The organism is Oribacterium sp. P9 (assembly GCF_046365365.1).
GTDB lineage: Bacteria > Bacillota > Clostridia > Lachnospirales > Lachnospiraceae > Oribacterium.
Window position 1 is genome coordinate 212129 of record NZ_JBKEIS010000001.1, and the last position, 12022, is coordinate 224150.

Below are 12022 nucleotides of genomic sequence, written 5' to 3' on the forward strand. Positions count from 1 at the left end.
AATTAAAAAACCAGATGGTGGAAACATCATCACACAGCCAACATCGATTCACGCTAGAATCGATGAGTGAGAAGGAACTCACGAAAATTGGTTAAGCATTAAGAGCATAGGGCGGATGCCTAGGCACTAAGAGCCGACGAAAGACGTGATAAGCTGCGATAAGCGATGGGGATTGGCAAATACGAAGTGATCCATCGATCTCTGAATGGGGAAACCCACTGGAGTAAACCTCCAGTACCTGCAGGTGAATACATAGCCTGCAGGAGGGAACCCGGTGAACTGAAACATCTAAGTAGCCGGAGGAAAAGAAAGAAAACTCGATTCCGAAAGTAGCGGCGAGCGAAATTGGAAGAGCCTAAACCATGGTGCGTGCACCGTGGGGTTATGGACTGCATTTAGTCCTCAGATACGACTGGAACACTCTGGAAAGTGTGATCAGAGAGGGTGAAAATCCCGTACAGGAAGTAGAAGAGGATGAGCAGTATCCGAAGTACTGTCAGACACGTGGAACCTGGCAGGAAGTCGGGGGGACCACCCCCCAAGGCTAAATACTCCTTAGTGACCGATAGCGATGAGTACTGTGAAGGAAAGGTGAAAAGAACCCCGGGAGGGGAGTGAAAGAGAACCTGAAACCCTGTGTTTACAAGCTGTGGAACACCGCAAGGTGAACCGCGTACTTTTTGTAGAACGGTCCGGCGAGTTATATATACTGGCAAGGTTAAGGACTTAAGGTCTGAAGCCGAAGCGAGAGCAAGTCTGAATAGGGCGTCAAGTCAGTAAGTATAGACCCGAAACTGGGTGACCTATCCATGTCCAGGATGAAGCTAAAGTAAAATTTGGTGGAGGTCCGAACGCACATCCGTTGAAAAGGGTGGCGATGAGGTGTGGATAGCGGAGAAATTCCAATCGAACCCAGAGATAGCTGGTTCTCCTCGAAATGGCTTTAGGGCTAGCCTCGTTGTGAGTCTTACGCAGGTAGAGCACTGAATTGTTGAGGGGGCGTCAAAGTCTACCAAGACATATCAAACTTCGAATGGCGTTAAGATATAAACGGGAGTCAGACTGCGCGATATAAATTGCATAGTCAAAAGGGAAACAGCCCAGACCTACAGCTAAGGTCCCAAAGTGTGTGTTAAGTGGTAAAGGATGTGGGATTTCATAGACAACTAGGATGTTGGCTTAGAAGCAGCCACACATTCAAAGAGTGCGTAATAGCTCACTAGTCGAGAGGTCCTGCGCCGAAAATTCACGGGGCTAAAACACAACACCGAAGCTTAGGAACAGAAATGTTGGTAGAGGAGCATTGATGCATGGCAGAAGCGGTACCGTAAGGATCCGTGGACGTGCATGAAGAGAGAATGCCGGAATGAGTAGCGAGATGGAGGTGAGAATCCTCCAGGCCGAATATCTAAGGTTTCCAGGGTAAAGCTGATCTGCCCTGGGTAAGTCGGGGCCTAAGGCGAGGCTGAGAAGCGTAGTCGATGGACAACTGGTTTAGATTCCAGTACCTTATAGTATCAGAAATGTGGGGACACATGGGAGATGGCAGAGCCGGGAATGAAAAGACCGGTCCAAGCGTAAGAGCTGCTGAGCAGGCAAAACCGTTCAGTAAGGCAAGGACGTGATGGGGAGCGAACTAAAGTAGCGAAGCTGCAGGATCCTGTGACGAGAAAAGCCGCTATTGTGTACTATAAGCCCGTACCGCAATCCGACACAGGTAGATGAGGAGAGAATCCTAAGGCCGACGGAAGAAGTACTGTTAAGGAACTCGGCAAAATGACCCCGTAACTTCGGGATAAGGGGTGCCCACGAGAGTGGGCCGCAGAGAAAAGGCTCAAGCAACTGTTTAGCAAAAACACAGGTCTATGCGAAACCGTAAGGTAAAGTATATGGGCTGACGCCTGCCCGGTGCTGGAAGGTTAAGAGGAGAGGTTAGCGCAAGCGAAGCTTTGAATTCAAGCCCCAGTAAACGGCGGCCGTAACTATAACGGTCCTAAGGTAGCGAAATTCCTTGTCGGGTAAGTTCCGACCCGCACGAAAGGCGTAATGATTTGAGCGCTGTCTCGACAGTACATCCGGTGAAATTGAAGTGCCAGTGAAGATGCTGGCTACCCGCGCCAGGACGGAAAGACCCCATGGAGCTTTACTCCAGCTTGATACTGGGATTCGGTAATGCATGCACAGGATAGGTGGGAGACTTTGATGTGAGGACTTCGGTTTTCATTGAGTCGCTGTTGGGATACCACCCCTGCGTTATTGGATTTCTAACTATAGGCCATGAACTGGTCATGGGACAATGTCAGGTGGGGAGTTTGACTGGGGCGGTCGCCTCCGAAAGAGTATCGGAGGCGCTCAAAGTTTCCCTCAGGATGGTTGGAAACCATCCATAGAGTGCAAAGGCATAAGGGAGGCTGACTGCGAGGGCGACGGTCCGAGCAGGTACGAAAGTAGGACTTAGTGATCCGGTGGTATGAAAGTGGGATTGCCATCGCTCAACGGATAAAAGCTACCCTGGGGATAACAGGCTGATCTCCCCCAAGAGTTCACATCGACGGGGAGGTTTGGCACCTCGATGTCGGCTCATCGCATCCTGGGGCTGAAGTCGGTCCCAAGGGTTGGGCTGTTCGCCCATTAAAGCGGTACGCGAGCTGGGTTCAGAACGTCGTGAGACAGTTCGGTCCCTATCCGGCGCGGGCGTAGGATATTTGAGAGGAGCTGTCCTTAGTACGAGAGGACCGGGATGGACTGACCTCTGTTGGACCTGTTGGCTATCAAAGCCATCGCAGGGTAGGCATGTCGGGACTGGATAAACGCTGAAGGCATCTAAGCGTGAAGCCACCCTCAAGATGAGATATCCCATCGCAAGAGTAAGACCCCTTGAAGACTACAAGGTTGATAGGGCTAAGCTGTAAGTGCTGCAAAGCATTCAGGTGATAGTTACTAATAGGTCGAGGGCTTATCCAATGTGCGCAAGACGAGTGAAGCGTGAAGGTTTACTTCCACATTCACGAGTATGCGGCATCTACGACAGTAGATGTGCTGGTAGGTTTGATGTTTTATCTACAGAATAAACATATGAGCAGTATTCAGTGAATGTTCAGAACCATGGAGTTTTCCATGGTTCTTTTTTTGTTTCGATTTATGCAAAATGTGCTATTATTGAAGAAACTATATACGATTCCTGTATATATGAGGAGTACATGATGGATACAGATAATCTGAAAATCTACCTCGAAATCGCGCGCCTGAAGAATATCAGTGCTGCGGCGAAAAGTCTCAATATGACGCAGTCGACGGTGAGCCGCCGGCTCCAGATGCTGGAGGAGGAGATGGATACCCGCCTGGTGATACGAAACCGTGGCGTCGAAAACATCGCCCTGACACCCGCTGGTGAACAGCTGGTGCCGCTCTCAGCTCAGCTTCTCCGCATGGAGAAGGATATGCTGCAGCTTGGCCAGCACTCGAAGAAGAACCGTCTTCGGATATCCGTGCCGGACAGCATCATGTCCTATAAACTGAAGCCGTTTTTTCGCCGCCTGGTCGAGGAGTTCCGCGATTCGGGGATCACACTGATGATGTCGGACTCCATTCCGATCAGTGAGATGGTGCGGGACCGTCAGATCGACATCGGCATCACGAATAATATCGTTCCCTTCGCTGAACTGAAGAAGCATGAACTTTTCAGAGAAAGCTATGTGCTTGTGACGCACGAGAAGAAGGAACGTCGAGAGGGTGAAAAAGTTCATATGAAAATGCTGGATCCGGCTCATGAGGTGTATCATATTTTCTCGCAGGACTTCAATCGCTGGCATAACTACTGGATCCATCCGGGCAACGAAAAGGCACGTGTTAATCTCGCGCATGTCGCCATCGACTTTTTAACCGATGAAAAGGACTGGACGATTTTGCCGGAATCGGTTGCACAGACGCTGATTGAAGAACGGCGGGGAAATGACGATTTACATATGTATGCGTTGGCCCCGGATGTTCCGGAACGTGTCGCCATCGCGGTGACGAATCGGAATGCCGGACAGGAGACGGCACGCCTGACGGACGAGGTGATACGACTGCTCAAGCTGTGGCTGGCAGGGGAGGATGTGTAGACGGGCACGGACTGGTAGCGATGAATCCGGTACAGCTAAGTGCTTTCATCGTTTTCAGCATGAACGGTGATGCTTCTATATGGAAGAAAGGCGATGCAGCATCGTGGCTGCAGAAAGGAAGGTAATATGGCAGAAGCTTTAAAGGAACGGAAAGACATGGATCCGGCATATCAGTGGGATCTGTCAAGCTTATATACGGATGATGCGGCATGGGAGACGGCGCTTCAGGGACTCGATGAGTGCATCACGAAAACGGCGGCGTTTGAGGGGACGCTGACGACGGCGGAGGCGATCCGCGCCTACTTCGATGCGAGTACCGAGCTCGGCGGTCAGCTGTCGGATGTTTTTTCGTATGCGTTTATGCGGAAGAGTGAGGACACGCGGCAGGAGGCGGCACAGAGTATGTACAGCCGCGCGTATGCGAAGTATGTGCAGGCGGAGACTGCGATGAGCTTCGCGGAACCGGAGATACTGTCGCTGCCGGAGGAGACACTCTGGGCTTTTACAGAGACGGAGGTGCTGAAGCCGTATCACTATCAGATGGTAAAGCTGCTTCGCCAGAAGCCGCATACCCTGAGTGCAGCGGAGGAGAAGCTGCTGGCAGGGCTCGGTGAAGTGATGGCGGTGCCGAAGAACGTAGCGGATAATCTGCAGGACGCGGACCTTCTCTTCGATGCGGTGAAGGACAGTGCAGGCGAGGAGCATGAGCTGAACAGTTCGAACTTCATCCTGCTGGAGACCTCCCAGGATCGAACCCTTCGTGAGAATGCGTTTCGTAGCTTCTACAAGAGCTACCAGAATCATATCCATACATTTGCAGCGGCGTATGCCGGCCAGGTAAAGGCGGATATCGCCGAGGCGGGGATGCGGCATTATGAGTCTGCGCAGGCGATGTATGCTTTCGGAGAAGGCGTTCCGACCACGGTTTGTGATCATCTCATCGCGGCGGTACATAAGTGGATGCCGCTCATGTATCGCTATGTGGCCCTTCGAAAGAAAATTCTCGGGGTATCCGAGCTTCACTACTATGATCTCTATGCGCCACTCTCCGCGGGTGTGCAGCGCAGCTACAGCTATGAAGAGGCGCAGTCGATGATCTTAGACGCGATTCGTCCGCTCGGCGACGACTATCGCGCGACGGTCCAGCGTGGATTTCGGGAGCATTGGATCGATGTATATCCGAACAGAGGTAAGGAAGGTGGCGCGTACTCGAACAGCACCTACCGCTCGAAGCCGTACATCCTCACGAATTTCACCGGGACGCTCGACGCGGTGTCGACGATCGCGCATGAGATGGGCCACTCCATGCACAGCTACCTCTCGAACCACCATCAGCCGCAGCAGAATGCCGACTATACCATCTTCGTCGCCGAGGTGGCATCGACGGTCAATGAAAACCTCCTGGTGGAAGATCTCCTCTCGCAGAGCTGTGATGCCCAGGAGAAGATGGCGCTGCTGAATCAGTACCTCGAGGGCTTCAAGGGGACGGTGTACCGACAGACGATGTTTGCTGAGTTTGAGAAGCGGGCGCATGAGATGGCCGCGCGAGGGGAGGCGCTCCACGCGTCCTCACTGAGTAAGCTCTATCGCGAGCTGATCGCGCAGTACTTCGGACCGGAGCTCGTGATCGATGAGGAGGTACAGTACGAGTGGGCACGGATCCCGCACTTCTATTCGCCGTTTTATGTTTATAAATATGCGACGAGCTACTCCGCTGCGGTGGCGATTTCCGACGCGCTGCTGCACGAGGGAGATGCGGCGAGAAAGCGCTACCTCGCGTTTCTGTCGCTCGGCGGTTCCATGGATCCGCTCGATGAGTTGCAACATGCCGGGGTGGATTTCACGAGCCCGGCACCGGTGGAGGCCGCGCTTCGGAAGTTTGAAGAAGTGCTGGATGCGGCGGAGAAGCTGATCGCGGAGTGAGCGGCGAAGCGAGCTGCGTCTCGCGGAGATGTTAAGCTGTGCTCTCGGGACCTGTGTGGTCGATGGACAGAGGCAGCGATCATAAAATCGGGAATAGGATAAAACAGGCAGTACCGCTGAACACGGATGAGGAGACGGAAGTGTTCAGCGGTTTTTTAACGCAATTTCATCATAACCAGTACTGAAAAAGTTTTATTATTTCTAAAAATCATGTCAAATAATGCTTGCATAACTATGCGTCGATGGATAGAATAGTTTAAAGCTTTTATGTGGTGGTGGTTTAAAGCGTTTACATGTGGTTAACGACTTTGCACATCATATGAAAGCGAATAGGGGTAAAGAAAGAAGGAAACAGAAATGAAAAAAACACTAGCAGGATTATTCCTGAGCTGTGTGCTGGCAGCATCTCTCGTTGCATGTGGCGGATCAAAGGATTCCGCAGGCACAGCTCCATCCAGCAACCCTGCCTCTGCAGGTACAGAAACAGCGGCAGCTGCCACTGCCACGGGCGATAAGGTCGTACGTGTGGCGACGGTAGATCCACAGGTCGCACTCGACCCACAGCAGTATACGTACAGTATCGTCATGAAGATCACGGATAACGTGATGGAGTCGCTGCTGACGACCACGGAAGAGGGTCTCGAGCCGACACTGCTGACTGCGATGCCGACGATTTCCGATGACAACTTGACCTACAGCTTCGAGCTGCTTCCGGATGTGAAGTTCCATGATGGAACCACACTGAAGGCATCGGATGTAAAGTATTCCTACGAGCGTCTGATTAAAATGGCGAAGATGGCGACACTGCTCGAGAATGTCGAGGGCTATGAGGCATTCAGTAATGGTGAGGCTGATGAACTCTCCGGTATTCAGGTACAGGACGATACACATTTTACCATTAAGCTTAGCAAGCCATATGCACCGTTCCTTTCTGTTCTGTCAACTGCGTACTGTGCTATTTATCCAGAGGCTGCTTGTGAGGCTGCCGGAGATAACTGGGGTATGAGCACCCTGATCGGTACCGGTCCATTCAAGCTGGACAGCTACCAGAATGGTGTTGGTGTTACTCTTTCACGCTTTGATGATTATCATGGTGATGTTGCCAAGCTGTCTGGTGTGGCTTATAAGTTCATCGAGGATGTGAATACACAGGTACTCGAGTTCCAGAAGGGCAATGTTGACTACGTAGATGTTGATCCGTCCATCTATCCGGTATACTCCAGCAATCCGGATCTCAAGGATGAGATGCACGGCTTCCAGCCGATTGGTAACTATAGCCTGACCTTAAACTCAAAGACTTTCCCGGATCCGAAGGTAAGAGAAGCGATCGCACTCAGTGTCGATCGTAAGTCAATCTGTGACAGCATTCTGCATGGCACAGCAACGGTACCGACCTCCTACATCCCGTCCGGTATCCTCGGTCACGATGACAGCCTTCCAGAGTTCGAGTATAACCCGGAAAAGGCGAAGGAGCTTCTCGCGGAGGCTGGTTATCCGGATGGCATCGATCTTCGCGTAACTGTAAATACGAAGTATGCGGGCAATGTAGCCATCGCCACTGCATTTCAGCAGCAGGCGAAGCCGGCTGGCATCCGTGTAGAGGTAGAGCAGGTTGACTCTGCGGCATGGTCTGACATGAAGAAGAACGGTGGTGTAGACTGTGGTATTAGTAACTGGTATGTAGATTATACTGATCCGGAGAGCATGCTCTATCCGATGACAAAGACCGATACCAACTCCAGCTTCTGGCATAACGCGGAGTTCGATCAGCTCCTCGAGGATGGTATCGCAACGACCGATGATGCAAAGCGTCAGGAGATCTATGCGAAGGCAGAGCACATCATGACCAGAGAAGACTGGGCGACGACACCGCTGTATAACGAGACGAAGTTCTACTTATTAAACTCGAAGATCACTGGATTCCAGATGGATTTCACCTTCCGTATGTTCTGGAAGAACGCAGATATTCAGTAATGAAACGTTGATCGCACTTCGATGAAACTTCCGCAGAACATGCTGGAACGATGATCGAAGTCCATGAAAGTGAATTACATTTTTCAGAGAACAGGGGGCTGTGAATGTCTACAGTCCCTCTTTTCTCTTATATTTAGGAGAAAAAGCATGGTTTCTTATACGGGAAAACGTCTGCTGCAGACAGTCTTCGTACTGGTCGGCATCAGCTTGATCACGTTTATTCTTCTTCAGGTCGTACCGGGCGATCCGGTAGCCCTGATGCTTGAAAAACGTGCCGATCCTGAAACAATCGCCAAGGTACGCAGCCAGCTCGGTCTGGATCTGCCGTATCATGTGCAGTATCTGAATTTTATCAAGGGCGCGATTCATCTGGATTTCGGAACGTCCTACTTTACGAAGGAAGCAGTAACCGATGCACTCATCCGCAGCTTCAAGGTGACCGCGAAGCTCGCCTGCATGTCCTTCGTTTTCGCTGCCATCATCGGTATTCCGTGTGGCATTTTCGCAGCCGTACAGAGAGGCAAGGGCATCGACACCGTCGTTATGGTACTGGCGATGATCGGTGTCTCGGCACCGGCCTTCTGGGTAGCGATCATCTTACAGATCGCCTTCGGCTTAAAGCTCAACCTTCTCCCGATTTCCGGCTTCGATACGCCGGCGTCGTACATCCTTCCGAGTATCGCGCTGGGTGCACGTTACGCGGGAAGTATGGCGAGAATTACGAGAACCAGTATGCTCGAGGTGATGGGACAGGATTATATCCGTACCGCGAAGGCGAAGGGTGTCAGCCGCTGGTCCGTCGTTATGAAGCATGCGCTGAAAAATGCGATGATTCCGATCGTAACACTCGTCGGAACGGATTTCGGTTATATGCTGACCGGATCTATGCTGATTGAAAAGGTATTCTCCATTCCGGGCATCGGAAAGCTCGCGGTCGATGCGATGTCGAACCGTGATCTGCCTCTCCTGGAAGGTACAGTAATGTATATTGCATTTGTGTTCGTCATCGTCAATCTGATCGTCGATCTCTCCTATGCATTTCTGGACCCACGTATCCGTTATGGGAAAGGAGCGGCTTAAGCGATGGCAAAAAAAGTATTTGGATTTTTTAATAAACAGAAGCAGTTCGAACAGGACATCACCGAGGGCGGCATGCAGTACTCCAGCTTCTACGGGGATGCGCTGCACCGCTTAAAGAAGAATAAGATGGCGATGTTCTGCGCCGGTCTCTTACTGATTCTTATCCTGATCGCGATTCTGGCCCCACTGATCTCACCGTATGATCCGAACTATCAGGATTATAACGCGGTACTCGGGGAGCCATGTAAAGCGCATCTTTTCGGAACCGATGAGTATGGTCGTGATATTCTCTCACGTATCCTCTATGGTTCCAGAGTCTCCATCAGTATCGGTATCGTCGCACAGATCGTCGCATCGATCGTCGGCATCGCACTCGGATCCCTCGCCGGTTACTATGGCGGATGGCTCGACAATGTGATTTCCCGTGTGATGGAAATCTTCCAGGCCTTCCCGGATCTGATCTTCGCGATGGCCATCATGACCTTCATGGGCAAGGGCGTGCTGAACCTCTTCATCGCGCTCGGATTGCTCACCTGGGTACGTACTGCACGTATGATTCGTGCATCGGTCATGCAGCTGAAGGAAAAGGAGTATATCGAGGCGAGCCGCGCCTGTGGCGCATCGACCTACTGGATCATCATGAAGGGACTGGTTCCGAACTGTCTCTCCACGATCATCGTCCTGGTCACCCTGGGTATCCCGAATGCCATCATGTATGAGGCATCCTTGAGCTTCCTCGGTATCGGTATCCAGCCACCGACCCCATCCTGGGGCAACATGATCAGTGCCGCACAGACCTTCATCAGTTACCGTCCGGTATACAGCATCATGCCGGGTGTTGCGATCATGATCACGGTGATTGCATTTAACATTTTCGGCGATGGTCTGAGAGATGCACTGGACCCGAAGTTACGTGGATAGGAGGCATGAGAGATGGCAGATAAAATTTTACAGGTAAAGAATCTGAAAACCTACTTTCATACCGAGGCCGGCCTCGTAAAAGCGGTCAATGATGTTTCCTTCGATGTGGAGAAAGGAAAAACGCTGGGTATCGTAGGTGAGTCCGGCTGTGGAAAGAGTATGACTTCTCTTTCCATCATGCGACTGATCGAGAAGCCGGGGCAGATCGAGGGCGGCGAGATCCTCCTCGAGGGAAAAGATATCGTAAAGATGTCCGAGGATGAGATGCGTAAGATCCGCGGCAAGAAGATCGCGATGATTTTCCAGGAGCCGATGACCTCCCTGAATCCGGTGTTTACCATCGGACAGCAGCTCATCGAGGCACTTCTTCTTCATGAAAACATGACGAAAAAGGAAGCAAAGGAGCGTGCGATCGAGATGCTGAAGCTCGTGAAGATCCCGCTCGCAGAGCGTCGCTTCGACGAGTACCCGCATCAGCTTTCCGGTGGTATGCGTCAGCGTGTGATGATCGCGATGGCACTGTGCTGTAATCCGGAGCTCCTGATCTGTGACGAGCCGACCACGGCCCTCGATGTGACGATCCAGGCGCAGATCCTCGATCTGATCAACGAGCTGAAGGAGAAGACCGGTACCTCGGTTATGATGATCACCCATGATCTCGGTGTCATCGCCGAAGTGGCGGATGATGTCATGGTTATGTACGCCGGCCAGGTGGTCGAGAAGGCAAGCTGTGATCAGATCTTCGATCAGCCGCTGCATCCGTATACCGATGGCCTGATGAAGTGTATTCCGAAGCTCGATGACGATGACACGAAGGAGCTGAGCGTCATCAAGGGTATGGTCCCAAGCTTCGACGATATGCCGGCGGGCTGCGCCTTCTGTCCGAGATGTCCGGAGGCACGCGAGATCTGTCGCTGTAAGATGCCGGAACTCGTGGATGTAGAAGGTCGTAAGGTACGTTGCTTCAAATATACGAAGGAGTGGGAGGAGAACGTCTGATGAGTGAAGTAAATGAGAAGACGCCGCTTCTGGAGGTACGGAATCTGCGTAAGCTGTTCCCGGGAAAGTCGTCCTTTTTCCAGAAGGATAAGGCCTGGATCAAGGCGGTGGATGGCGTATCCTTTACGCTGAATGCGAAGGAAACACTGGGCGTGGTCGGTGAGTCCGGCTGTGGCAAGTCCACGATGGGACGCTCCGTCCTTCGATTGATTGAACCGACATCCGGTGATATCATCTATAGAGGAACAGATTTTTCGAAGGCCAGCGGTGCAGAGCTTCGAAAGTTGCGTTCAGAGATGCAGATCATCTTCCAGGATCCGTATGCATCACTGAACCCGCGTATGACGGTCGGTGAAGTCATCGCAGAGCCGCTGAAGATACAGAAGCGTTATAAGACCGAGGCAGAAATCAGAGCACACGTGCTGAAGGTGATGGAAGTTGTCGGTCTGAATACGAAGTACTACAATCGTTATCCACACGAGTTTTCAGGTGGTCAGCGTCAGCGTATCGGCATCGCCCGTGCGATCGTGCTGAACCCGTCTCTGGTGGTGTGTGATGAGCCGGTTTCCGCGCTCGATGTATCGATTCAGTCACAGGTACTGAACCTGCTTCGTGAGCTGCAGGAATCGATGGGCATGGCTTACATCTTTATCTCTCATAATCTGAGTGTCATCAAGCACATCTCGGATCGTGTGATGGTTATGTATCTCGGTCATGTCGTGGAGCTCGCGGATAAGAAGGAGCTGTTTGACAATCCTTCTCACCCATATACACAGGCTCTTCTGTCGGCGATTCCGGTACCGGACCGCCATGCGAAACGAAAGAAGATTCTGCTTCAGGGCGATCTTCCGAGCCCGGCGAATCCACCATCCGGCTGTGTGTTCCATACACGCTGCTTCATGGCACAGGACATCTGTGCACAGCAGAAGCCGGAGCTGAGAGATATCGGAAATGGACACTTATGTGCATGCCACTTCTGTGGCGGCGCATGTGCTCAGGCTGAGAAGTCTGAAGAAAAATAA

General features: G+C 51.8%; 7 protein-coding genes and 1 rRNA gene. All 8 read left to right on the top strand.

Features of this window, described 5'->3' with window-relative positions; all coding sequences use genetic code 11:
* The first annotated feature begins 88 nt into the window (after positions 1-88).
* The 8 genes from ACK8P7_RS00905 to ACK8P7_RS00940 all read left to right on the top strand — a co-directional run bounded on the left by ACK8P7_RS00905 (position 89) and on the right by ACK8P7_RS00940 (position 12022).
* Positions 89-2965, top strand: a 23S ribosomal RNA gene (locus tag ACK8P7_RS00905).
* 238 nt (positions 2966-3203) lie between these two features.
* The gene (locus ACK8P7_RS00910; protein WP_410042337.1) at positions 3204-4103 is read left to right on the top strand and encodes a LysR family transcriptional regulator; all 900 of its coding nucleotides are present in this window, start codon (positions 3204-3206) and stop codon (positions 4101-4103) included.
* Positions 4104-4229: 126 nt separating this feature from the next.
* Positions 4230-6026, top strand: coding sequence for an oligoendopeptidase F (gene pepF / locus ACK8P7_RS00915; protein WP_410042338.1), 1797 nt, complete (start codon positions 4230-4232; stop codon positions 6024-6026).
* Between the two features lie 357 nt (positions 6027-6383).
* Positions 6384-8000 carry an ABC transporter substrate-binding protein gene (locus tag ACK8P7_RS00920; RefSeq protein ID WP_410042339.1) on the top strand — a complete coding sequence of 539 codons (1617 nt, stop codon included), beginning with the start codon at positions 6384-6386 and terminating at the stop codon, positions 7998-8000.
* A gap of 147 nt (positions 8001-8147) precedes the next feature.
* Positions 8148-9080, top strand: coding sequence for an ABC transporter permease (locus ACK8P7_RS00925; RefSeq protein WP_410042340.1), 933 nt, complete (start codon positions 8148-8150; stop codon positions 9078-9080).
* A gap of 3 nt (positions 9081-9083) precedes the next feature.
* A complete protein-coding gene (locus ACK8P7_RS00930; protein ID WP_410042341.1) occupies positions 9084-10001 on the top strand; it encodes an ABC transporter permease in 918 nt (305 codons plus the stop codon).
* A 12-nt stretch (positions 10002-10013) separates the two neighbouring features.
* On the top strand, positions 10014-11000 hold the full coding sequence (locus ACK8P7_RS00935; protein WP_410042342.1) for an ABC transporter ATP-binding protein: 987 nt from the start codon (positions 10014-10016) through the stop codon (positions 10998-11000).
* Positions 11000-12022, top strand: a complete 1023-nt coding sequence (locus tag ACK8P7_RS00940) for an ABC transporter ATP-binding protein (protein WP_410042343.1) — start codon at positions 11000-11002, stop codon at positions 12020-12022. Before ACK8P7_RS00935 ends, ACK8P7_RS00940 begins: the two co-directional genes overlap by 1 nt.